The following is a 23,867-nucleotide window of genomic DNA, read 5'->3' as shown; positions in this document are numbered from 1 at the left end:
GTTCCACGGCCGGTCGCTTTCAGTCAAGCTGAGGCCGCAAGATACGTCGGTTTGGGAAGGCGTTGTTCAAGGGCGTAGAACGTCTGTCGTAAGGCGAGTGAAGCATGGGAATGTGGCGCAAAGTCCAGAACCGGCAAAAATTCCCGGACGGAGTCTTCGACTTGTGAATCCTGAGGGATTTCTCCCAACACGACTAAATCCGTCCCTAAGAATTTGAGAAGAACTTGTTGTAGCGAGGCGGTCGAAAACTTCGATTTCTTGCTGATCCGATTCACGATCAGAGAAGGGGCGAACGTGCGAAGAATGCCGAAGGCCTCGGTTTTCTGCAAGCCTTCCGTCTGACCGAATGCCTTGAGCACGTCTTGAATACTCGAAAATTCCCGATTGACTAATGCTTGCCGAACTTCCCCGTGTATGCGTATGGATAACTCGGTAATCACTTTTCGAATCGCAGCTAATTTAATGAAGCGATACACTTCGATGACCGATGTGGGATCGGGCGTCGCGATCGCCACATGCCAATCAGCCGAAAGAAAAAAGTCCAGCGTGTGATAACTGGTGCCGGGAGCGCAGTCGAGAATCACGAGGTCGGCGTCGAGGTTTCTGATATGACGCAAAAGCCGGAGTTTTTTGGAATGCAAGAGATTGCCGGCCACTAACGTGTTCTCCGTGCCGGGAATATACCCGAGACCCGGCGCCCAAGATATCGGGTGAACGAGGCAGCCTAACGTCTCGACACGACGTTCGAGGAAATCGGAAAGGGTTCGGGTAGGCGAAAGATTGCCGAACAGGACGTGCAAGTTGGCCCCTCCAATATCGAGGTCTATCAGGACCACTTTCTTTCCCTGTCGGGAGAACTGCAGCGCCAGATTACTCGAAATCACGCTCTTGCCAACTCCGCCTTTTCCTGATGCTATGGAGATAACCGTGGGTCTGTGTGTCATGGGTTCGCTGTTTCTCAACGGATCAGCAGAAAGCAGGGCTGTGAACCGGTCTTACCCTTCTTGACCGGAGCTGTTGGTGGCTGTGACGCAAATGGTCGTTTCAATCGATTTTCCCGGAGCAATCGTGAAGGAGAGTGTTTCCGTGACTGTCCCTCCCCCCTCGGGACTGGAAGCCGGCACATCTTTGGTTTTTTTATAACCATCCCCGTTATTGTGATAGATCGTCGTTTTTGCCAGATTCTTGAGCGGGTTGCCATTGGCCTGCGTGGTGGGTTCGACGTAGGAGATGGTGACGGAGGGGGCTGTTGCTGTGACCGTCGTGGTCAATGTCGTTTGACAGGGAGGCGTGAGTTTCGGTGGTGCCGCCTGCTTGGAAGGCAAAGACTTCGGTGGTGGTGGAGGGGGCTGGGGGGGTGATGAAGACTGTTGAGAGGGCAGGCAAGAAGGACGGAGCCAGCATAACAATGTGTCAAAGTCACCTCGTGACTCTCGTGAAGAACAGCTCGTCAAGATGAGCAACGTTCCAAGCAGTAGAGTGGAAAGGGCGAGTTTGGCCATGAAAGAATGATCGTTGGAACGTGTTTCTGCGTGGAGATTGCCCTCGATCGAAAAGGTTTTTCTAAGGACGGACATCGGTAATCAGTCAGAATTTCGTATTCGGTAACAAGACATCGCCTCAGCGAATTCTGATTGAAGCTTTGACCATCATATCATCCATTTCTCATTGGAGAAACCTTGAAGTGCGTCTTCCGTTTCTTTTTATTTCCCATTATCACTTTTGAGGGTGAGGATTTGCCTCTTGGCAAGACTCGATCACGCTGCTAAAGTTGGCCCTGACGCGAGACCTATGCATCATCGTTCGTGTTGTGTACGTGATGTATGCGTCGACTATCTCCGACTCTCAACCCATACCTAATTTGGACATGATTCGTGCCAATGCCATCTTCTCGTCAACGATCTAAAAAAAAACTCACGGTTGCACAACGAAAAAAAGTGTTGCGTGGCATTCGTTTGATCGCTCTCGACGTCGATGGTGTCTTGACGGATGGCGGGATGTATTACGGAGAATCGGGTGAAGAGTTGAAAAAGTTTCAGACACGTGATGGCATGGGAATTAAGATGTTGCAGGCTGAAGGGATCCTGACCGCGATCGTGACGATGGAACGGACGAACATCGTTAAACGGCGGGCCAAAAAACTTGGCATTCCTGAAGTCCATCAGGGGATACGGGATAAGTTATCCGTTCTGCAGGCGTTGGCTACCAAGTATAAAATTTCTCTGAATGAGATCGCCTACATGGGCGACGATGTGAATGATCTGCAAGCGTTGCGAGCCGTGGGATTTGCCGGAGCGCCTGCCGACTGTATGATGCCTGTTCGTCAGGCGGTCCATTATATCTGTCGACAGAAGGGAGGCGAAGGGGCGGTTCGGGAAGTTTCCGATCTCATCTTAGCGGCTCGGGGTGCGCAGCCTCTTTTTCAGTAGTCGTGTTCTACGGAGTAAACCTCAATACTTTCGCCCGGTTCGCCGAGAAAGCCCATAGAGAAACCACCTCGCAATCTCTTGGAATCATGATAAAAGGTATGAGCCGATGAATAGGAAAGTTTACGGAGTCATCTTGGCGGGAGGCAGCGGTACACGGTTTTGGCCGCTGAGTCGGGAACGCTTTCCGAAGCAACTGTTGCGCATTATGGGGGAAGAGACTCTCATTCAGCAAACGGTGAGACGGCTGCTCCGTTTCATGACCGCGGATCGTATCATGGTGGTAACCAATGAGACACAAGCCGAGTCGATCCTCTTACAGTTAGTCGAGTGGAAAGACGCCTTGTCAGCGAATCTGATCGCTGAGCCGAAAGGACGCAACACTGCACCCGCTATCGGTCTGGCCGCGCTTCGACTGCTCCGGCGTGATCCCGATGGGGTGATGATTGTGCTGCCAGCCGACCATGTGATTACTCAACCAGCCAAATTTCAACAAGCTGTGAATCTGGGGGCTCAATTGGCTGCGGAAGGGAACCTGGTGACCTTCGGGATCAAACCTTCGCGGCCTGAGACAGGCTATGGGTATATCCAGCCTCAACGACGTTCACGTGTGGGAAGCCGGGGAAAACTAACCGGCTATCGCGTGGCTCGTTTCGTCGAGAAACCTCATTTATCCACCGCGCAACGCTATGTGCGATCTGGAAATTTCTTCTGGAATAGCGGGATGTTCATGTGGAAGGCTTCCACCCTGCTTGATGAGCTTCAGCAGCAGAAACCATCCCTCGTGAAGGGGTTGAAACGGGTTGAATCCATGATGCATGAAGGCGCGCCCAAAGTTGACATTGCCCGGCAGTATCATCGGCTGGAATCCATCTCCATTGATCATGGCGTGATGGAGCATTCGTCCCGCTCTGCCGTCATTCCAGTCGAGTTTGGGTGGTCCGACGTCGGAAGTTGGGGCAGTCTCGAGGAGGTCGCGCCACGCACAAAATCCGGCAATGTGCTGAATGGAAATATCATGGACATGGGTAGTACCAATTCGGTGTTATTCGCAGACCGGCGTGTGGTTGCGACGATCGGATTGTCGGATATGGTGGTGGTCGATACGCCGGACGCGACGTTGGTTTGTCCAAAATCCCGGGCCCAAGATGTCAAAAAAGTCGTAGAGGAATTGAAGAAACGTGATGCTCCAGAACATCTGGAGCATGTCACAGTGATGCGGCCATGGGGTGCTTATACGGTTCTGGAAGAAGCACCTGGGTATAAAGTGAAACGTATTACCGTCAACCCGGGGAAACGGCTTTCGTTGCAACTTCATCATAAGAGAAGTGAACACTGGGTCGTAATCACTGGGCGCGCGCGCGTGACTCGGGGAGAGGACGTGTATGATCTCCGTGCCGGACAAAGTACGGGAATTCCCGTTGAAACTCCTCACCGGTTAGAAAACCCCGGGAAAGCCATTCTGGAGATTATCGAGGTGCAAAACGGCCAGTATTTGGGAGAGGATGATATCGTTCGTTTTCAGGATGATTTTGGAAGAGGAGACATGAAATGAACGTCGTGAACGGTAAGACGGTCAATCAGCGAATATTCCGAGAGTACGACATTCGTGGAGTGGTCGGGGAGGACCTGACGGTGGACATAGCCGAGTCCGTCGGGCGGGCCTACGCGAGCCTGGGGCGACAACAAGGCGTTCGCGCCGTGGCCGTGGGCCGGGATGGTCGTCTGACGTCGCCTGAATTGCGAGACCGCCTCGTCAAAGGGCTGACCGATGGGGGAGTCAACGTCGTCGACATTGGCATCTGTGCGACCCCTCTTCTCTATTTTTCATTGTTCAACAGAGAAGTCGACGGAGGCATCATGATCACGGGCAGTCATAATGCGTCCGAATACAATGGCTTTAAGATGTGCATGGGGAAAGAAGCGCTCTACGGTTCGAATATCCAACGTCTACGAGAGATCATAGAAACAGAGAACTATTCAGAGGGACGTGGTACCGTTCTCGATTCGCCGATCATCCCGGATTACTTAGCCTATCTGCAAAAAAGTTTTGCGTCATTGGATGGACGTGGCGTTCATGTCGTGATCGATTGCGGCAATGGGGCGGCTTCGTTGGTGGCCAAGGACGCGTTGGAACAATTAGGGTGTACCGTGACGGGACTGTATTGTGAGTTGGACGGAAAATTTCCCAACCATCATCCTGACCCCACTGTCGTCGACAACCTTCAGGATTTAATCAAGGCGGTCAAAGATCATGGCGCCGATGTGGGGATCGGGTATGACGGAGACGCCGATCGAATCGGCGCGATTGACGAACAGGGAAACATCCTCTGGGGGGATCGGTTGCTCATGCTCTTTGCGCGGGATGTTCTCAAGTCAAAACCCGGCAGCACGTTTATCTCTGAAGTCAAAGCCTCCCAACTCTTATACGACGACATTGCAGAGCGTGGTGGTCGAGGGATTATGTGGAAAACCGGCCATTCGGTGATCAAGGCGAAAATGAAGGAAGAAAACGCCGCGCTTGCAGGAGAAATGTCGGGGCATATGTTTTTCGCCGATCGGTATTTTGGGTACGATGATGCGATTTATGCCTCTTGCCGATTGATAGAAATTCTGACCAAGACCAAGCAGTCTCTTTCGAGTCTCTTGGCAGATGTTCCTCAAACGTCAGTGACTCCTGAAATTCGTGTGGATTGTCCTGATGAAACCAAGTTTCAGTTAGTCGATCGCGTGACTGAACGTTTGCAAGCGCTCGCGCGGCAAGGGGGTTCAGATGAATCCCCCGTGAATATTCGAGATCTCATTACCATCGATGGGATTCGCGTGACGTTCGATCAAGGCTGGGGCTTGATCCGTGCTTCTAACACGCAGCCGGCTCTGGTTTTGCGATTTGAGGCATCTTCACCGGAGCATCTTCACCGCATACGCACCTTCTTGGAGGATCAGCTCAAGGTGTGTCAACAGCAATGCGACTTGTAGCACCTGTCGTCATGCGTGAGTTTTCTTTGCTCGTTTCACGGGCAGTTCGCCGGTTCTTTTACTCGCCTCCAGCTTTCTACTAACACCATCGTGGTTCTTATTCATAGGCATGTGTGACACCGGTTTTGTTAGGTTTGCTCTATACGAGTCGGTCAGAATCTGGTTCGAATCTCTTTCCTTTGCTCAACACTAAATCGGACGAAATCTGATTCGACTCTCTTCCCGCTGCCCAGCACTAAATCGGACGAAACCTGGTTCGAATCTCTTTCCATTGCTCAGCTCTACAGAAAAGTCTATAATGGAATCTCACACATCGTTTCTTCTCGCTGGGAGTCATGGATGATGCACGCTCCGCGATCTTTAACGACTCATCTCCTACAAGAACAGCTTTCCACGACTGACACAACGGGCGAGTTTTTCCACATTATGACGCAGGTTGCGTTAGCGGGAAAAATGATCGCGCGTGATCTGAAATACGGCGGGTTGTCGGATGTGTTGGGCTCGACGGGGAAGACGAATGTTCAAGGCGAGGAAGTGCAGAAATTAGATGAGCGAGCGAATGAGATTTTCGTCAGTGTCTTTCGAGAAAGTTGTGTCGTCAGGACGCTGGTGTCGGAAGAAATGGCAAGCCCATACGTCGTACAATCTGCTGAACACAGTGGGAGGTATGTTCTGTATTTTGACCCGCTGGACGGTTCATCGAACATCGATGTCGATGCTTCCCTCGGTTCCGTTTTTTCCATACACCGGTTGCAGGAGAATAGCTCGGGGGATCGTGACCAAGAACTGCTGAAGACAGGTGAAGATCAGGTCGGTGCCGGGTATGTTCTGTATGGCAGCAGTACGGTTTTGGTGTGGACCAATGGTCATGGCGTTCATGTTTTTACCCTTGACCCGGAATTGGGAGAGTTTATTCTCACAAGGGAGAATGTGCGGATGCCGGCACGAGGAAAAATCTACTGCGTGAATGAAGGTAATCGTCAAAAGTGGTCCCAGGGCGTGCAGCGGTACCTCGACCACATCAAGGAGTCGGATTCCGCGAGCGGTCGTCCCTATACTGGACGCTATTCAGGTTGTCTCGCAGCCGATGTGCATCGAATTTTGCTCAAGGGTGGGATTTATCTCTACCCAGGAGAAGTCAAAAAACCTGAAGGAAAGTTAAGGCTTCTCTATGAAGCCGCCCCTCTGACGTTCATTGTCGAACAAGCGGGAGGGCTCGGGAGCACCGGTGTGGAACCGATTCGAGCCATTCAACCCAAGATACTGCATCAACGGGTGCCGCTGTTTATCGGGAGTCGAGAAGACGTCGAACAGGTCCAGGGATTTATCCGGGCTTGAATACGAACCACAAGACGAAGGGGTAACGCTTATGATTCTCCATACCATCTTCTTGGTGGTGGGAATTGTCTCAGGAGCTGGGATTGGACTGAGTGTAGGCGATGAAAGTGTACTGTCTCTTCTGGCTGGAGCTGGCCTTGGCGCTATCATCAGCGGGAGCGTGATACTGTTAGAAAACCGATTGGTGGAGGTGCCGCTTCCACTCTCCGTTTGGGGCGGCGTAGGTTTTGGCCTCGGGTTGTTAGTGTCAGGTCTGTTTGTCTACCTCTCAGGTCTTATGCTCGCGTCGTCGACGGTCTTGGGACGTGTGGGAGGCCTGATTGCCCTTTTGACAGTGCCGTATGCAGGCCTGATCGTTGGAATGCGGTATGGATCGGAAGCGATGGTCGCGATACATACGGATGAATCGGGGGCAGGGTCACAGCAAGAAAAAAGTGAAGCAGACGTCACGCTGAAATTATTGGACACCAGCGTCATCATCGATGGTCGAATCGCTGACCTGTGTGAAACAGGGTTCATTGAAGGGACATTGGTCGTTCCACAGTTCATCCTGTTGGAGCTTCAACATATTTCTGATTCTTCCGACAGTCTGAAACGCGCCAGGGGGCGACGAGGGTTGGATATCCTGAATGGCATGCAGAAAATGACGAATATCAAGATCGATATCATCGAAGATGATTTCCCTCACGTGAAAGAAGTCGATACCAAATTGGTCGAGCTCGCCAAAAAAATCGAAGCTAAAATTCTGACGAATGATTTGAATTTGAATAAAGTCGCTGGCTTGCAAGGGGTCAAAGTCTTAAACATTAACGAACTCTGTAACGCGTTGAAACCGGTGGTCCTTCCAGGGGAGACGCTGCGGGTCTTCGTGTTGAAGGAAGGCAAAGAAGCTGGTCAGGGTATTGCCTACCTTGATGATGGAACGATGGTCGTCGTCGATCATGCCAAGCGCGCGATCGGAAAGAATGTCGATGTTCTGGTGACGAGCGTCCTGCAAACGAGTGCCGGTCGTATGATTTTCACCCGCCTGAAAGAAGAATCCGAGCGGGAAGAATTAAGCTTCGCGCGTGTCTGATCGCGTGGTTGCGGTCGTTCCTGCCGCGGGACGGGGGGTGCGCATGGGCGGAAGCACCCCGAAGCAATTTTTATTGTTGGGCGGCGTTCCTCTGCTCGTTCACTCCCTCCGTACACTCGCCTCGATTGATGCCATTGCTGAAATCATCGTTGTCATACCAGAGTCTGATCTCGCCTATTGCCGGGAAGAGGTCATTCATCGGTTTGCGATTGAGAAGGTGACGCAGGTCGTTCCCGGGGGAGTCCGTCGACAAGATTCGGTTCGTCATGGTGTTTATGCGATCAACGAGCCTCCAGAGCTGGTGTTGGTGCACGATGGCGTAAGGCCATTTATCACCAAAGACATCGCCGAACAGTCCATACTGGTTGCGCGTGAGACGGGAGGAGCGCTTGTGGCTATCCCGATGAAAGATACCGTCAAGCGAGTCGACCAACAGGGAAGGGTGGAGGCGACCCTGAATCGCGAAGAACTGTGGTCAGCTCAGACCCCGCAGGTATTCCGGTATTCGTGGTTATTGGAAGCCCATCGGCAGGCTGAGACGCGGCAGTGGGATGTGACGGATGATGCAGGCCTCGTTGAGCAATTGGGGCATCCTGTGACGGTCGTGCCAGGCAGTGTCCAAAATATCAAGATTACCAAACCCGAAGACTTGATCCTGGGTGAATCGATTTTATCAAGTCTTCAAACGAGACGAGGCCGTCAGGATACATGATGAGAATTGGACAAGGCTATGACGTGCATCCGCTGAAAGAGGGGCGCCGGCTCATTCTGGGCGGTATCGCCATTGACCACACCCATGGACTCGATGGGCATTCCGATGCGGATGCATTGGTTCATGCCGTCTGTGACGCGCTTCTAGGAGCGATGGGAGAGGGGGATCTGGGAAAACGGTATCCCAGCTCGAATCCGGCGTATAAGGACCTCTCGAGCTTGACCATGCTCAAGGACGTTCACGAGCTTCTCGTGCAAAAAGGATATCGACTCGTGAATCTTGATACGGTGATTTTGGCTCAAGCTCCCAAGTTAGGTCCCCATCTCGAGAAGATGGCAGAATGTTTAGCCGAGACCCTTCAGGTCGAACGGGAGCAGGTTAATGTAAAGGTCAAGAGCGGCGAGGGCATTGGGATGATCGGTCGACAGGAAGGAATCGCCACGCAAGCGGTGTGTTTGATCGACCGTTCCTAAAAGGACGTAATGTTGAAATATTGAGAGGATAGCCATGGTGAGGGGGCAAGTCATTGAGAGAGGGGCACTGAACACGATGAATGTGGTATCCTGGTACAATTCATGTTCACGTCCATTTCCCAAGATCTGCAAGCGGTTTTTGAGCGCGATCCAGCGGCCACCAGCCGTTGGGAAGTGTTTCTTACCTATTCCGGGTTCCATGCCCTGCTCATGCACCGTGTGTCACATAGGCTTTGGCGTCGAAAAATTCCTTTTTTCCCGAGGTTCTTATCGCAGGTGACACGTTGGGCGACCGGCATTGAAATTCATCCCGGCGCCACTATTGGAAGAGGGTTCTTTATCGACCATGGAATGGGGGTGGTCATCGGAGAAACGACAGAGATCGGAGACTTCGTGACATTATTTCAAGGGGTGACGTTAGGGGGAACGGGCAAGGAGCGAGGAAAACGTCATCCAACGCTCGGCAACCATGTCGTCGTGGGCGCAGGAGCCAAAGTTCTCGGAGGGATCGTGATTGGCGATAACGTAAAAGTCGGAGCCAATGCCGTCGTACTCCGTTCCGTTCCGCCCAACTCGACCGTCGTGGGAAATCCCGGCCGGGTCGTCAAGTATGACGGTGAACGGGTTCCTGAGGCGACCATGGACCACACGAATATTCCCGACCCGATTGCCGAACGATTCGAGGCCATGGAGCGGGAGCTCATTGATTTACGGAAGCGCGTAGACAATGGCAGAGACTGAGCCTGACCATTAATTTTGTCGTTAAACATATTGCGTTGTTTCAGATTGTTTTCTAAACTGCTTTGAGCATCTCAACGAGTGTGCCGAATCATACTCAATAGAGCTTTCATCGTCGAATGAAAATGGAGGAGAATTTGTGAGTACTCACATGACACCACGCGTAAAAGAAATCTTGAGTTATTATGACGGCGCCAGTCCGGGAGAGCTGTCGAATCTGGCTCGCTTGATGATGACTGGCCGTTTGGCTGGCACGGGTCGTCTCGTGATTCTTCCAGTCGATCAGGGTTTTGAACATGGTCCGGCACGCAGTTTTGCTCCCAATCCGCTTGGTTATAACCCCCACTATCATTTTGAATTTGCGATCGAAGCCGGGTGTAATGCGTATGCCGCGCCACTCGGGTTTCTTGAAGCGGGTGCGGCGGCATTTGCCGGTCAAATTCCGCTGATTCTGAAGCTGAATAATAACGATTCTCTGTTTGCCACCAAGAACCCGAACTCGGCCATGACCGGAAGCGTGCGCGATGCCCTGCGGCTTGGATGTTGCGCGATTGGCTATACCATCTATCCGGGGTCTGCCAACGCCCAGACCATGTATCAACATCTGCGAGAACTCGCGGAAGAGGCGAAATCCTACGGATTAGCCGTGGTGGTGTGGTCCTATCCGCGAGGGGAAGGGTTGAGCAAGGAAGGGGAGACGGGTATCGATGTCGCTGCGTATGCCGCGCAAATTGCCGCGCAACTCGGAGCCCATATCATTAAAGTCAAAGTCCCTTCCGCGCATATCGAACAGAGCGCGGCCAAGAAAGTGTACGAGTCGGAGAAGATTCCCATCGAGACGCCGGCTGACCGTATTCGTCATGTCGTCCAAAGCGCGTTCAACGGACGGCGGATCGTGATTTTCTCAGGCGGGGCGAAAGGCGAAGATAAAAAGATCTTCGACGAATGCCGCGCGATTCGAGATGGAGGCGGGTTTGGTTCCATCATCGGGCGGAATTCGTTTCAACGGCAAAAGCCCGAGGCCCTCGAATTTATGTCGACGGTGATGAAGATTTATTCAGGGGAATTGCCGTAAAAACAACGCAGTCTCCAGTTTGCTATCTGTCTATTTAGGGGTACAGTCCTCGTAGTTGATGCGCTTGAGCCACTTTATCGATCCCATTCATGAGGGCTGCCATTCGCATCGTCGTTTTCTTCTCTTGCGCAAAGGCCAGGGTCCGTTGAAATGCCGAAACGATGATTTCTTCAAGGCGTTCATGAATGTCTGATTCCTTCCAAAAAAAGCGCTGGACATCCTGAACCCATTCAAAATAGGACACAATTACCCCTCCTGAATTCGCGAGAATATCCGGTATCGTAAAGATTCCCCGATCGGTCAGGATGGCATCCGCTTCCAGCGTTGTCGGACCGTTTGCCGCTTCGGAAAGAACCTGGCATTGAATTTTCGGGGCATTGCGCTCGGTAATTTGTTCAGCCACGGCTGCGGGAATGAGGATCGTACATTTTGTCTCTAACAGCTCTTCATTGGTTATGGGGTCGCCCAGGTCCTGCATGGAACTGAGAGGTGCATTGTCAGTCTGGAAACGTTTGAGTACTTCAGGAATATTCAAGCCGCGCGCGTTGTGGAGCCCCCCTCGATGATCGCTGATGGCGATGATCTTGGCCCCTGTTTGGCCGATAATTTTGGCTGTATGTGATCCGACATTGCCCATACCTTGGATGACAACAGTGGATCCGACTGGGTTGATCTTGAGGTGTTTTAAGGCTTCGAGCGTGACGTTGACCACCCCTCGGCCAGTTGCCTCCTCTCGTCCCAAACTTCCTCCAAGCGCGAGCGGTTTTCCAGTCACCACTCCCGGAACAGCAAATCCGACTTGTTGACTATAGGTGTCCATGAGCCAGGCCATGATCTGCGCGTTGGTTCCGATATCGGGAGCGGGAATATCTTTGTCCGGTCCGATGAGGGGAAAAATTTCTGCCGCGTATCGCCGCGTGATCCGTTCCAGCTCTCCGGTCGAAAGTGCGCCGGGATTCACCTTCACGCCCCCTTTGGCTCCTCCGAACGGAAGTCCGGCCAGCGCAGATTTCCAGGTCATCCACATGGCCAGTGCCGCGACCTCTCCTAAATTCACTTCATGATGAAACCGGAAGCCGCCTTTCGATGGGCCTCGAGCTGAGTCATGTTGCACGCGGTATCCCATGAAGACTTTGACATGACCGTCGTCCATCCTGATTGGAAGACTGACCGTGAGTGCCCGTTGGGGAGCTTTGAGACGTTCTCTGAGGTTCTGGTGGAGGCCCATGAGTTCTGCGGCTTGATCAAACTGAGCGACAGCGAGGTGAAAGGTGGGATGGTTAAATTCAGAGACCGTAGAGGTGTTCATGAAAAACCTCCTATTTTAAGGAATTTCTCTATTAATGGTAACATACGAAATTAAGATGGGAGTACTGATGGGTTTAAGCACACAATGGCATATTCCAGTTGCTCTTTGTTTCTGAGATTGACATTTACTTCTCTATCTGGAGGAATAAGGAGGCAAGAGGCAAAAATCAGACGGGGCAAGATGGACGGATATTAAAAATGGATATATGTTACTCCTGCTGTGAGAACAGAAAACTGACTAATGAGCATGTAATTCCTCAAGCACTTGGCGGAAGATTATATGCTCCAATATATTGCAAGGTCTGTAATGACCAGTATGGAAAAGAAATTGATGCAGAGCTAATAAAAAACCTTGGCTATGTTGGAACAGCTTTGAATATTAAACGGACGAGTGGTTCAAATAGACCTTATGCCCTCACACTGGAAGAAAACGATCAAAAATTAACTTTTGATGGGAGAAAAATAACGCGAAAAGATCCGATCGTTAGAATTAAGAAAAATGGTAAAACCATAAATTCTGTTGATGTAAGGGCTAGAAATGAAGGCGAATTAAATGCAATTCTCTCAAGCATTAGGATGAAATATGAGTTGGATGAGAAGCTCTACTATTTTCCAGAGATATATCCTAGTCCAGTAGACGCGGCAACAGAATTTGTTTTAGATAATTCTCTTATACGACGATGCGTTTCCAAAATTGCATACAGCTTACTTTGTATCAAGCTTCCGCCTGAACTAGTTATGTCCAAATCGTTCGATGATGTGAGAAATTACATTAGATTGGGTTCTTCTGACCATTTGGCCACTGCTAACTATGTTCATACCTCATTTATGACAGATAATATACGTCCTCTACACAAAATTCACATATGTATGAATAGAAAAGAGAGTCTTGTTATTGGATTTGTGTGTCTTTTTGGCATGTTCAGATATTCAGTTCTTCTATCCAAGTCCTTTAACAGTCTACTTTCCTGGCCAGGGTTAGATCACACCATTGACCCTGTGACATCAAACTACATTCCTGGAAGATCAGGCTTTATAGCTCCTCAAATTGATGCTGTTGAAGTGTTATCCCCGAAACATAATAAAATCCTAATAGAAAAAGAATTAGAGAAAGGGCTCAGAATAATCAAAAGTTATAATGAAAATATTGACTTTCTAAAAGTTGAAGCTGGAAAGTAGGTTTTGGAAAATAAAAAGGGGACATTCAACTTTACCTTTGGAATTAAGAGTTGTCTTAGAATTGTGCTGGAACTAAATGGAAGAATGGTACACGCTTTACCATTTTGTGCTAAAAGTAGAGAGTCTCTTTTTCTTAATACAGGACTTTCAGGAGATACAGTCCATGGGGAGGAGCGGTTTTCCCTGCTGCCGAGCGATCTGTTGCCTCAAGAATCTGCTTCATGTCGTGTGCGTGACGCTTGCCTAGTCCCACTTCTACGACGGTCCCAACCATCGACCGTACCATTTGTTTTAAAAAACGATCGGCCCGTACCTGAATTCGTACATGCACGTCTTCTGATAGTACGGTGAAGGATTCGATCCTGCACACCCTGTTCTTGGTATCAGTCGGCATATTCTGAAACGAGGAAAAATCATGCGTGCCCGTGAAAAAGTGTCCGGCCTCTTCCATCGCCTTGATGTCCAATGGCTTGGGCACGTGCCACATGCGGGATCGCTCGAGCGCCGAGCGATGGGCAGTCCGTAATATGCGATATTCATAAATCTTTCCGGTTGCGCTGTACCGTGCATGAAACGTCGCAGGCACGTCTTCGGCATGCTTCACGGCGATATCAGCAGGGAGAATGCCGTTGAGGGCGCGAATCCATTCGTGCGAAGACAGAGATTTTTCAGTTTGGAAACTAATGACCTGTCCCCAGGCATGGACGCCGGCATCGGTGCGGCCCGCTGCGATGACGGGGGTCTGTTGTTGAGTAATGCGTTCAAGCGCCTGTTCGACCTCGGCTTGAACCGTCGGCTGATGCGGTTGGCATTGCCAACCAGCGTAATTGGTTCCATCGTATTCGATCGTGAGCTTGTACGTGTTCATAAGGCTTGATGTTGATCGTGTTCAAGGAGACTCTACGGTAGCATAGTTATTTGAAGATAACTACGAACGAAGAATAGAAGGTGAACGGTGGAAACGAGAAAATCCTAGGACGTGATGGTTGAAGAAGCCAGTGTTAGCGCAGGACAGTCTGGAGAGGTGCGACGTAGGCTTTGATGCCTTGATAGATGCCTTCGGCGACGCGTGTTTGGTAGGTCGTGCTCCTGAGGAGTTTTTCTTCTATGGGATTGGACACAAAGGCAATTTCTGCGAGGATTCCGGGCATGGTGGTGTTGCGCAGCACGAAAAAAGGAGCCGTTTTCACGCCATGGTCCTTGATCTTGTAATGCTTCCGCAAGTGGCCAACAAGGGCCTTACGGGCTATCCAAGCCAGATCTCTGGATTCATCGATTTTCTTATCAGTCAATTTATCCGCCAAAATGAATTGCCAGGCCGGACCATTATTCTCCAATGGCGTGCCGTTTTCACGGGCGGCGACTTCAAGCGCTCGCGGATCACTGGCTTGACCGAAATGGTAGAGTTCTAAGCCTTTGACTGAGTGTTTGGGGTGAGAATTGATGTGGATGGAGACAAAGAGGTCGGCTTTTTCTGAGTTCGCAAATTTAGCCCGGTCTTCAAGTTCGATGAAAACATCATCTTCTCGCGTCATCAATACTTTCGCGTTCAATCGTTCGGTAATCATTTGCTTGAGTTGCTTGGAAACTTTGAGCACGATATCTTTTTCTCGTGTGCCCTTCCGGCCCAAGGCACCGGGATCTTTCCCCCCGTGTCCAGGGTCCAGAACGATCAGGAGCCGCTGTGATGATTTAGCCGGTTTGACTGATTGAACCGGAACCGGTTTGGCAGTGCTGGGAGGGTTCTTTCTAGCCGCTCGAGGCGTCGCATTTTCTGATTTTTCCGGTATTTTTTGAACAAGGCTTGGCTTGTCGTCACCATTCATTTTCGGTTCTGTTGAGGGAAACAAGTCCAGAACCAGTCGAGTCGGGTTGTTTAAGGTGATCACTTTGTACGTATTGATCGCGGACAGATCGATCGTGATAGTCACGGGATTGCCCCATTTTCTAGCAATCTGCACTGATTGGGGAAATCCAGTGTTTCTCGTCTTTCCGAATGCTCGTTTACTGAGTCTCGTGTTCGCAAGCTCAAGAATGACCTGATCGGTTTTGGTTTGTGAGCGTTTTCTAAGATGGAGTTGCCCCTCGACGTCTATCACGAGTCTTGTGTGATCGGCGTATCGATGGAATCGAAGGTTTTGGACCAACGACGGTGGTTGAGCGTTTCCTGTCTGCCGTCGAGAGGATTTCTTGGTGGAGATGAGTTGAGCGAACGGTGGGCTATGGTGCTGTGTGAGTCCAACGGAAGAGGAGAGTTGAACTGCTCCTAACGTGCCGGAGAAGAGCGTTGGAATCAGGAGGCACAGGATCCAGGGAATAAACAGTCGTACGATGCGCGGCATGATATTCTTATGGGCGATTCAGCTGGGCCGAATCGATTCAATAGCAAGTTCGTCTATTATAACTATTTCTCAGATGTCCCGGTTCTTGTCAAGTTTGTTGACTCTGGACTTTCCTGAGTCATCTTGACGGGTTCTCTTGCGTTCGTTAATGATAGGCGCACGATGTCCAGGCATATTATTGTCGATGGCTACAATCTGTTGGGAGTGCAAGCCAAGGGAGCGCTGAATGCTGGGCAAGCCGGAGAATCCGCTCGCGAAGCCTTGCTGCTCGATCTTGCGACGTACCGACATCGGGTCGGGCATACCATGACGGTGGTCTTTGATGCATGGCGACAACATGGAGCGACCCAACAACAAGAGCATCGGGCAGGGCTGACGGTGGTGTTCACCAGACAAGGCGAACAAGCCGATCAAGTGATTCAACGGCTCGTACGTGCAGAAGGCCATGATTGCGTGGTCGTATCTTCTGACCATGAGATTCTCAATACGGCTAGAGCGTATGGAGCTTTCGTGCTTCGCTCGCAGGAATTCCTGCAGAAGCTTCGCCATCGTTCTCACTCCACTTCGACACTTCGATCGATTGATTCGATTGTCACTGACGATGAGGCTCCCAGGACGCAACGACTCGGAAAAAAGGGGAATCCCCGTAAATTACCTAAAGCCATCCGTCAGCGTCTCAGGAACTTGAAGAAATTTTAAACAGGGCTCGTGCATTGTCTGTCGTGAGGGAGGCGATCCGTTCATAGTTCGAGAGGGTAGCTCCTCCTTTTATTTCTGCGATCTTTTCTGCGACTTTTTTGACGTAAGCGGATTCATTCCGTTTGCCTCGAAAGGGAACCGGGGTCAAATAAGGCCCATCGGTTTCAATCAGGAGGCGATCATCGGGGATGGTTTGTACGATGTCTCGGAGTGCCGAGGCCTTTTGAAAGGTAATGATGCCTGAGAAGGACAGGTAGAATCCCAATCGTAGGGCTTGCTGGGCTAGCCAGGCATCGCCTGAAAAGCAATGAAACACGCCCCCAGTTTGTGAGGCGTGCTCTTCGTCTAAAATCGTGATAGTGTCTTCTTGGGCCTCGCGCGTGTGAATCACGATGGGAAGATGAAGTTCCCGAGCGAGCTGTATCTGCTCGCGAAAGCGTCGACGTTGAATGTCTCGAGGGGAATGATCGTAGTGAAAATCCAACCCGATTTCACCATATCCGACCACTTTGGGATGTTTCGCTAATTCTGCCAATTCCCGGTACCAGGCGTCTTCGATATGTTTGACTTCGTGAGGATGGACGCCGATAGCGGCGTAGATGTTGGGATGTTGATCGGCCAACTCGACGGCAGCACGACTCGTAGCTAAATCGCAACCAATGGTGATAAACGCTTCCACCCCGGCGTCCTGGGCTCTGGAAAACATTTCTATCCGATCAGTGTCGTACCGCTGATCGTCCAAATGCACGTGCGTGTCAATAAGCATGGTCCCTCCTGCTTTCGAGCGTTTCGAGCAATGTATCATAAGACTGGAGCCCCCTGCAGTACTCCTCAGCGCTTGCCTGCTTGAGTGACGAGAGTCAGAGGAGAATTCAAAAGAAAGGAACGACCAATGTCCTGTTCGGTCGAGAATTCAGCGGAAACTCTTCGTGTGACACGAATGATGGGCTATCTGGGACGATGGCTGAGGAGTCACATGTGAGTTGGGATGAATGGCTCTTTCGAACCGTGAACGGATGGGCAGGGCGGTTCGAATTTTTAGACTGGTCGATGTACGAATTCTCGCAGGAAGGAAACCTGCTCCTGCCAGGTATCCTTCTTGTCATCTATTGGAGTTGGACCAATTGGCGAGAGGCGCGAATCGCCGGCCCCAGCCTGGCGTTGTTGATAGGGCTGAGTGATATCGTTGGAGGTCAATTGAAACTGCTGATTGGACGTCCAAGGCCTTGTCATGTGTTTGCGCATATTCATGAGCTGGTTGGATGTGGTGGAACGATGAGCCTGCCGTCCAATCATGCGTTTAATTCTGCAACGGCCGCGGCTTTTCTCCATCTTCTGTATCCTTCGACAGGGTGGATTGCATGGCCTTTGGTTGGATTCATCGGGTTGTCGCGCGTCTATTTAGGCGCGCATTATGTGACTGATGTGTTTGCCGGATGGATACTGGGGATCATACTGGGAGGCAGTGCGGGATTTTTGCTGGCACGTTCTTCCTGGATCGGGCGTGGGGGGACCAGTTCGACCCATCATCCCACGTGAACGTTAAAAGTCAGCGTTTAGTGCGGAGAGTGGGAATGGCTGAATTTCGTTTCCAATTGTCCATTGGTTAGGCGATTGAGGTCGCAATGCACGTCATTGGGTTCCGCACACCGGGTTTCGAGTTGAATCGTATGATGGTGGATATGGAAGTCAGAGGAAATCATGGATTGAATGTCGTGAAGCAGTCCGTCTTGTGTCGGTTCGTATCCGGTATCGACCAAGACGTGGCAGGTCAGCATGATCAAGCGCGGTTCAACCGCCCAGATGTGCAGGTCATGGACGTTCTTGACTCCCGGTATCTGTTCGATCGCTTCCACGATTTTCGTGGCCTTGATGGTTGGAGGCGTAGACTCTAAGAGAACATGAAGGGATTCGTGAAAGATGGGCCAAGCGCCTTTCGCGATGACAAACACAATCAGGAGGCTGATCAAGGGGTCGAACACGGTCCACCCTGTAACGAGAATCCCAATGCCTCCGGCTACCACGCCCAGGGAAACCCAGGCATCGGCGAGCATATGCCAAAACGCTCCTTTGATGTTCAGGTCATCTTCGGCACCCTGCTGCAATAGGAGAGCGACGGTCAGATTGGCGAGAAAACTCGCCAGGGCGATCCCCATCATCCACCCTCCAGGCACGAGGACCGGAGAGGTCAGACGATAGAGGGCGACAGCGGCCAGTATGACTGCCGTGATCAGTAACGCAAAGCCATTGATGAACGCCGAAACTATTCCTGCCCGATGATACCCAAAAGTTCGATCTTCCGTTGCTGGCCGAGCCGCAAGGATATGCGCATAGAGTGCGAGAAAGAGCGAACCTTGATCGATTAAATTATGTCCTGCGTCACTCATGAGGCTGATACTGTTAATCAAGTATCCTCCGATAAATTCTGCGATGATAATGATGCCGTTGATGGCGAGTCCGATCTGAAGACGAGATTTGAGTTGTTGATAAGTCGGCGTCATGGACATGGTGATTTTAGTTTCTCATTATCCGTTCAGTTGAGCAAGGATCGAATGCAGAGTAGCCACGAATCTGCAGCACCCATCGAGTCACGTGAGATGGCAGAACCAGAGATGTTGGCAAGGAGCGAGCGTTACGGTGTCGCGAGGAGCTGACGGTACAACGTGGTTGTTTGCTGCGCGATCGCGGCCCAACTAAATTTCTCTTCAGCTCGCGCGCGGCCGGCTCGCGCCAATCGCCGTCGTAGTGGTTCATCGTTCATCAGTTGGTTAATGGCACGAGCCAGGTCTTGTGAAAATTGTGCAGGATTCGATGGCGTGAAGGGCGAAGTTGACAGTTGCTGAAGAGGAACGAGGATTCCGGTTTCTCCATCGACGACCACTTCAGGGATGCCGCCGATGGCTGACGCGACAACAGCGGTTTCGCATGCCATTGCTTCAAGATTGATAATGCCGAATGGCTCGTAGATCGAGGGACAGCAAAAAACGGCCGCGTGCGAATACAACTCTATGAGGCTCGTCTTATCCAACATCTCTCGTATCCAGATCACGCCAGGCCTCTGGCACGAGGCATCGTTGACTGCCGTCTTCATTTCAGTCTCGATTTCAGGCGTGTCGGGGGCTCCGGCGCAGAGAACGACTTGATAGCCGGGGTTCAGGTGCTCGATGGCCTGCACCAGGTAAATGATGCCCTTTTGTCTTGTAATGCGCCCGACGAATAGCACATAGGGCGTCGACGCGTCGATGCCGTAATGCTGAAGGGCTTTCATTGAATCTCGTTTTTGATATTCCGTGAGATCTATGCCGTTGTGGATGACATGGATTTTATCTTCTGAGACTGGGAAATTTTGAAGAATATCATGCTTTGTGCCATGCGAAACCGCGATGACGGCATCAGCCATGGTTAGGGCGGTTCGCTCCACCCACAGGGAAAAATCGTAACCCCCGCCTAATTGTTCTCGTTTCCACGGTCGTAATGGCTCAAGCGAGTGAGTGGTAATGACCAACGGAAGACCATAATTCAGCTTGGCTAAAATGCCCGCTAGATGGGTGTACCAGGTATGACAGTGCACGAGGTCGGCATCGAGTCCCGACGTATTAAAGTCGAGTCCTCGCTGTATGGCACCAAATACCGAGACCAGTGATTTGGGGCATTCATAGTGACTTGAGTCGAGTTCAAACCCGCGCACTTGGAGATTGTCTTCGTGAATTCGTTGATCTCCGAAGCAACGCACGTCAACGTGCATCAGTTTGGCCAGTTCTCGACTCAGGTATTCTACGTGAACTCCCGCACCTCCATAGGTATAGGGAGGATATTCATTACTGAAGATCGAGACTTTCATCAGAGAGAGTATGTTACGAGTAACGTGGGTTGGGTGAGGCCTGTCGACGAACTCCCTAGAGGGCTATCGCAGTCTTCTCCCTTGTAAAAGACATGAGGACTGGTTTTTCCCTCTAGCTGCGGGGTGGGTGTCGCATGACCTGACAGCATGACTTGGGTTAGTCGATCAAATTTTCCTTCAGTTCAGATTTCACCGACTGTTTCGTCGCATCAACCGCTGCGGTGACTCGGGTGGCGGCATGTTTTAACGATTGCTGCGTATCTCTGGATAGGGTGCTGAGCGCGTCTTTGGTATTGGCGGCCATATCTGAGATCTCATCCTGCGCCGTTCTTGCTCCGCGTGAAATACGTCCCCGCAAGATTGAACCAGACTCTGGTGCCATGAGTAACGCGGCACCTGCTCCGAGGACCACCCCTGCGATAAAGACAAACGTGTTGACCCAACCAGAATCGTCTGAATAGTCCTGATGATCCATGCGTGCACTCCTTCCGAGTGTTGACTAACGTTGAGTTTTCTGATTTTTGGTTCCGACGAATGTTGTCACGGCACTGCCGAGCAACACGCCGGCTCCAAACACGAGACCGTAGGCCAGCCCGGTTCTGAGTTCCGGCCAACTTTCTAACACACGTCTCCAAAGTGGAACATCGGTCGGGAAGTGGACATGGCCTTCCCATCCGAGATTCGCTTGCCGGAAGGACGAATCTGCGTCTCGTTCTTCCTTATGTATGGGATGTATGGGTGCTTCGCCTTGTTGTGCAGTGGTCATGGGGTCCTCGCTAATAAGGCCACGGGAAAATTCTGAAGAATATTCGCTATGAATACTATACCCTTTTCTTCTTCCTGCGTCGATCCAACGATTTCATCGGTAAAAAGATTTCGAAAGCATAGGTTGCCCCACTCGTGAGGAAGCCGGAGATATGTGTCTTCCCAGATGGTTTGCTCCATCGGCCAGGTGGTCGGTTCAAGGCCAAGACTCGCTATGAACCGAGGAATCAGGGTAATCGCCACTTGGTTATCTTTTATTCTAGCAAATGCACAAATATGTTGCGATCTAGGACCTTCGGCATCGAGTGGCTGGAAGTGACCGTCTGCGAACAATGCCGCATGTTCCCGCCGGTAATGAAGAGCCGCGAGAGTCGTCCAAAGTTTAATCTCACCGTTCTCTGGATGTTCGAGCAGTTCCTGAAGTAACGCAATGGGGCCATTCTGTCGTTGAGCATCACGAAGGCGAGCGAGAGCTTCTCGAGAGCTGTCATAATCAACGGGGCGGCGATTGTCCGGATCAACCAGATTGAGGTCCCAACGTTCCGTCCCTTGATAAAAATCAGGAATACCCGGAGCCGTGACTTTGACTAAGACTTGAGACAGAGAGTTGACGATGCCGTAGTGTGCGATTTTTTCTTGGAACGGGAGAAAATCCTTGAAGAAGGCTCGTGAGCGGGCTGGAGTCAAAATACGGGCGATGAACTCTCGCATCGCGTGTTCGTAGGCCTCATTCGGGTTCAACCAACTGGAATGCACTTTGGCCTCACGAAGAGCTTTGATCATATAGTCTTGGATACGTGTGGAAAAACTCTCGAGCGTGTTCCCCTCGACCGGACCAAAGGGCCAGCAGCCTAACAGCGTCTGGTACAAAAAGTACTCCTCCTGTCGAGCGGGGATAGTTTGATCGTCGATCGTCTGTTTGGCTTTTTTGTTCAGTTGGTACCAACGGCTGACACGCTTACGCCATTCCTGCGGAAGTTCAGAGATCACATTTAAGCGAGCGCGAACATCTTCCCCGCGTTTGGTGTCGTGTGTGGAGGTTGTGGATAGACTGTGCGGTGTGCTCTTGTATCTGGCCTGCATCTTTTCATGAAACTGGGGAAGCGGGATGCCGAATTGGTCCGGTTCTCCACCGACTTCATTCAGCGAAAGAAACCGGCTGTAGATGTAGAACGCCGTATCCTCCACGCCTTTGGCCATCACGGGGCTCGTCGTTTGTTGAAACTTCATGATAAAGCTATTGACCTCTCGCCAGTCGAGTCGGGACTCCGTGATGGGGATTTTCAGCAGAAGATCTTGAATGAAATCAAACACCAGGCTGCTGATAGCTGGGTTTCTCCGCTTGGCGCGGATCGTCGCCACTCGGATGTAGAGTTGGTCCCGATCCGCGACGGCTTGGCTTGGATCGTAAGTAATGTAGGTGCGATAAACGGGAAAGCAGGCGATGATTTCCCTGACCGCATGGATCAAGCTGTTCAGCGTAAAGTCGCGGGACCGTCGATTCCGCTCCGACAGCAGGCTCAACTGATGACCTAAGGCGTTAATCTCACTCGACATGGCGCTGCTCATGATCAGTTTTTTGGCTTGATAGATCAGATCTTCGTATGATTCTGCGCTTTTGGTGAATCGACGATACAGGTCGTCGAACTTTTGCAGAGATCGTGAGTCGACAAACAGATTGTTCACGAGCGTAAGAAACTCGTAGCCGGTTGTACCGTCGCAGGCCCAATTTTTACACAGCGTTTCTGATTTTCCCAGAATTTTTTCGACGACGATATAGATGGAACGGCCTTGCCGGTCGGCTGGAAGTTGTAAGTGGTCGTGAGCCCATGCTTGCCACTGTTGTAGGTATTGGGATGGATCATAGAGGCCATCGATATGATCGATGCGGAGTCCCGTCACGGCCCCGGACCGCAGGAGTGCGAACACGCGTTGATGAATCTCGGTAAAGACGTCGTCTTGTTCCATCCTGATCGCGGCCAATTCATTGATGTCGAAGAATCGTCGATAGTTAATTTCCTCCGCCGCGACTCTCCAGTAGGCGAGGCGATAGGCTTGATCGCTCACCAGGGCATCGAGTAAATCGAAGCTGGAATACGAGCCTTTGACACCGTTGAGGATGCGTACGTTTTCTCTGAAAAATGTTTCGATCTCAGGCTGTTCTTGGCATAACGCAGCCAAACGTCGTTGAATGACGTCTTTTTCACGGTAGCGTTCCGCGATGCGCTCAGGATCACGTTCATTTCTTGACGGCAGGTGAGACAATGCGGTCAAAATGCTCTGATATTCTTGGTAATGGGGGGCTTCCGGACTCAGAGTGTGGGCCAACTCTTCTTGGCGCAATGACAGAATCAGTGGCCAGGAGGAGGGGTCGGTGGGAAGATGGTGATCGTAATAATGAAGCGCAAAGGACCCATCGGCGTAGACCAGGGTAATCTCCTGATTCTCTAACGCGATGCCGTACTGTTCTCCTAAAATGGGAAGTAAGACTTTATTCTCGAGTTCGGGTTTGACTGGATTCCAATCGATGTCAAAAAACTTGGCATACCTGGAACTCGGTCCGTTTTCCAGCACATCTTGCCACCAGGGATTGGCGGAACGGTCAATGCCCAGATGATTGGGGACGACATCGAGAATCTGCCCCATTTGGTGATGATCTAAGGCCTGGAAGAAGGCCTGATAGTCAGCGTCGTTACCAAGCTCAGGGTTGAGCGAAGTCGGATCAATCACATCATAGCCGTGCGTACTTCCGGGAAGAGCTTTCAGGTAGGGAGAGACATAGCAGTCGGTAATGCCAAGATCATGCAGGTATGGGACGATGTTGGCCGCATCTTGGAACGTAAAGGATTGATGGCATTGGAGTCGGTAGGAAGAAACCGGGATGCGACGACTGGGTGTTGGCATGGACTTTCAGCGT

Annotated in this window: 23 protein-coding genes; 12 read left to right on the top strand and 11 right to left on the bottom strand. The window is 51.1% G+C overall.

All coding sequences use genetic code 11. The features are described 5' to 3' along the window. Window positions 1–23: 23 nt before the first annotated feature. Together MRJ96_00515 and MRJ96_00510 are read right to left on the bottom strand one after the other, a co-directional pair. Window positions 24–944, bottom strand: a complete 921-nt coding sequence (locus tag MRJ96_00515) for a P-loop NTPase (GenBank protein ID MDR4499922.1) — start codon at window positions 942–944, stop codon at window positions 24–26. A 51-nt stretch (window positions 945–995) separates the two neighbouring features. Then, complete coding sequence (locus MRJ96_00510) at window positions 996–1,502, bottom strand: hypothetical protein (protein ID MDR4499921.1); 507 nt, start codon at window positions 1,500–1,502, stop codon at window positions 996–998. A 378-nt stretch (window positions 1,503–1,880) separates the two neighbouring features. Here MRJ96_00510 and MRJ96_00505 point away from each other — a divergent pair, with 378 nt between their 5' ends. The 9 genes from MRJ96_00505 (at window position 1,881) to MRJ96_00465 (ending at window position 10,816) form a co-directional block, all read left to right on the top strand. Continuing rightward, window positions 1,881–2,429, top strand: a complete 549-nt coding sequence (locus MRJ96_00505) for an HAD-IIIA family hydrolase (protein MDR4499920.1) — start codon at window positions 1,881–1,883, stop codon at window positions 2,427–2,429. A gap of 106 nt (window positions 2,430–2,535) precedes the next feature. Further along, complete coding sequence (locus MRJ96_00500) at window positions 2,536–3,981, top strand: mannose-1-phosphate guanylyltransferase/mannose-6-phosphate isomerase (protein MDR4499919.1); 1,446 nt, start codon at window positions 2,536–2,538, stop codon at window positions 3,979–3,981. Then, window positions 3,978–5,405 carry a phosphomannomutase/phosphoglucomutase gene (locus MRJ96_00495; protein ID MDR4499918.1) on the top strand — a complete coding sequence of 476 codons (1,428 nt, stop codon included), beginning with the start codon at window positions 3,978–3,980 and terminating at the stop codon, window positions 5,403–5,405. Before MRJ96_00500 ends, MRJ96_00495 begins: the two co-directional genes overlap by 4 nt. Window positions 5,406–5,744: 339 nt before the next feature. Next, window positions 5,745–6,743, top strand: a complete 999-nt coding sequence (fbp, locus tag MRJ96_00490) for a class 1 fructose-bisphosphatase (protein MDR4499917.1) — start codon at window positions 5,745–5,747, stop codon at window positions 6,741–6,743. 31 nt (window positions 6,744–6,774) lie between these two features. Continuing rightward, entirely contained in the window at window positions 6,775–7,818 is a 1,044-nt protein-coding gene (locus MRJ96_00485) for a TRAM domain-containing protein (protein MDR4499916.1), read from the top strand. Continuing rightward, the gene (gene ispD / locus MRJ96_00480; protein ID MDR4499915.1) at window positions 7,811–8,530 is read left to right on the top strand and encodes a 2-C-methyl-D-erythritol 4-phosphate cytidylyltransferase; all 720 of its coding nucleotides are present in this window, start codon (window positions 7,811–7,813) and stop codon (window positions 8,528–8,530) included. Before MRJ96_00485 ends, ispD begins: the two co-directional genes overlap by 8 nt. Next, window positions 8,527–9,003, top strand: a complete 477-nt coding sequence (gene ispF, locus MRJ96_00475) for a 2-C-methyl-D-erythritol 2,4-cyclodiphosphate synthase (protein MDR4499914.1) — start codon at window positions 8,527–8,529, stop codon at window positions 9,001–9,003. The genes ispD and ispF overlap by 4 nt, the downstream gene beginning before the upstream one ends. 102 nt (window positions 9,004–9,105) lie before the next feature. Further along, window positions 9,106–9,744, top strand: a complete 639-nt coding sequence (cysE, locus tag MRJ96_00470; protein ID MDR4499913.1) for a serine O-acetyltransferase — start codon at window positions 9,106–9,108, stop codon at window positions 9,742–9,744. Window positions 9,745–9,880: 136 nt separating this feature from the next. After that, window positions 9,881–10,816 (top strand): class I fructose-bisphosphate aldolase, encoded by a 936-nt coding sequence (locus tag MRJ96_00465; GenBank protein ID MDR4499912.1) that lies wholly within the window; start codon window positions 9,881–9,883, stop codon window positions 10,814–10,816. Between the two features lie 34 nt (window positions 10,817–10,850). Here the strand turns inward: MRJ96_00465 and MRJ96_00460 are convergent, their stop codons facing one another. Beyond that, the gene (locus MRJ96_00460; GenBank protein MDR4499911.1) at window positions 10,851–12,125 is read right to left on the bottom strand and encodes a Glu/Leu/Phe/Val dehydrogenase; all 1,275 of its coding nucleotides are present in this window, start codon (window positions 12,123–12,125) and stop codon (window positions 10,851–10,853) included. A gap of 98 nt (window positions 12,126–12,223) precedes the next feature. Between MRJ96_00460 and MRJ96_00455 the strand changes: the two genes are divergently transcribed. Next, on the top strand, window positions 12,224–13,303 hold the full coding sequence (locus MRJ96_00455) for an HNH endonuclease (GenBank protein ID MDR4499910.1): 1,080 nt from the start codon (window positions 12,224–12,226) through the stop codon (window positions 13,301–13,303). A gap of 133 nt (window positions 13,304–13,436) precedes the next feature. Here MRJ96_00455 and truA read toward each other — a convergent pair whose 3' ends face one another. Together truA and MRJ96_00445 are read right to left on the bottom strand one after the other, a co-directional pair. Further along, entirely contained in the window at window positions 13,437–14,171 is a 735-nt protein-coding gene (gene truA / locus MRJ96_00450) for a tRNA pseudouridine(38-40) synthase TruA (protein ID MDR4499909.1), read from the bottom strand. 133 nt (window positions 14,172–14,304) lie between these two features. Continuing rightward, complete coding sequence (locus MRJ96_00445; GenBank protein MDR4499908.1) at window positions 14,305–15,645, bottom strand: N-acetylmuramoyl-L-alanine amidase; 1,341 nt, start codon at window positions 15,643–15,645, stop codon at window positions 14,305–14,307. A 162-nt stretch (window positions 15,646–15,807) separates the two neighbouring features. On the opposite strand from MRJ96_00445, the gene MRJ96_00440 reads away from it, so the two are divergent. Further along, window positions 15,808–16,344, top strand: a complete 537-nt coding sequence (locus tag MRJ96_00440; GenBank protein MDR4499907.1) for an NYN domain-containing protein — start codon at window positions 15,808–15,810, stop codon at window positions 16,342–16,344. Here the strand turns inward: MRJ96_00440 and MRJ96_00435 are convergent. Continuing rightward, window positions 16,322–17,110 (bottom strand): TatD family hydrolase, encoded by a 789-nt coding sequence (locus MRJ96_00435; protein MDR4499906.1) that lies wholly within the window; start codon window positions 17,108–17,110, stop codon window positions 16,322–16,324. The two genes, MRJ96_00440 and MRJ96_00435, sit on opposite strands and share 23 nt — an antisense overlap. Before the next feature lie 212 nt (window positions 17,111–17,322). Between MRJ96_00435 and MRJ96_00430 the strand changes: the two genes are divergently transcribed. Next, a complete protein-coding gene (locus tag MRJ96_00430) occupies window positions 17,323–17,883 on the top strand; it encodes a phosphatase PAP2 family protein (protein ID MDR4499905.1) in 561 nt (186 codons plus the stop codon). A gap of 17 nt (window positions 17,884–17,900) precedes the next feature. Here MRJ96_00430 and MRJ96_00425 read toward each other — a convergent pair whose 3' ends face one another. The 5 genes from MRJ96_00425 to treY form a co-directional block, all read right to left on the bottom strand. Then, complete coding sequence (locus MRJ96_00425; protein ID MDR4499904.1) at window positions 17,901–18,851, bottom strand: cation diffusion facilitator family transporter; 951 nt, start codon at window positions 18,849–18,851, stop codon at window positions 17,901–17,903. A 125-nt stretch (window positions 18,852–18,976) separates the two neighbouring features. Continuing rightward, window positions 18,977–20,185, bottom strand: a complete 1,209-nt coding sequence (glgA, locus tag MRJ96_00420) for a glycogen synthase (GenBank protein MDR4499903.1) — start codon at window positions 20,183–20,185, stop codon at window positions 18,977–18,979. Window positions 20,186–20,342: 157 nt separating this feature from the next. Then, window positions 20,343–20,660 carry a YtxH domain-containing protein gene (locus MRJ96_00415; GenBank protein MDR4499902.1) on the bottom strand — a complete coding sequence of 106 codons (318 nt, stop codon included), beginning with the start codon at window positions 20,658–20,660 and terminating at the stop codon, window positions 20,343–20,345. Window positions 20,661–20,684: 24 nt separating this feature from the next. After that, entirely contained in the window at window positions 20,685–20,951 is a 267-nt protein-coding gene (locus MRJ96_00410) for a hypothetical protein (protein ID MDR4499901.1), read from the bottom strand. After that, the gene (treY, locus tag MRJ96_00405) at window positions 20,948–23,854 is read right to left on the bottom strand and encodes a malto-oligosyltrehalose synthase (GenBank protein ID MDR4499900.1); all 2,907 of its coding nucleotides are present in this window, start codon (window positions 23,852–23,854) and stop codon (window positions 20,948–20,950) included. The genes MRJ96_00410 and treY overlap by 4 nt, the downstream gene beginning before the upstream one ends. Window positions 23,855–23,867: the final 13 nt, after the last annotated feature.

It is taken from the genome of Nitrospirales bacterium (genome assembly GCA_031315865.1).
In the GTDB taxonomy this organism is placed as follows: domain Bacteria; phylum Nitrospirota; class Nitrospiria; order Nitrospirales; family UBA8639; genus JAGQKC01.
The sequence above is the reverse complement of the archived record's forward strand: the minus strand, read 5'-3'. Positions and strand labels throughout refer to the sequence as shown.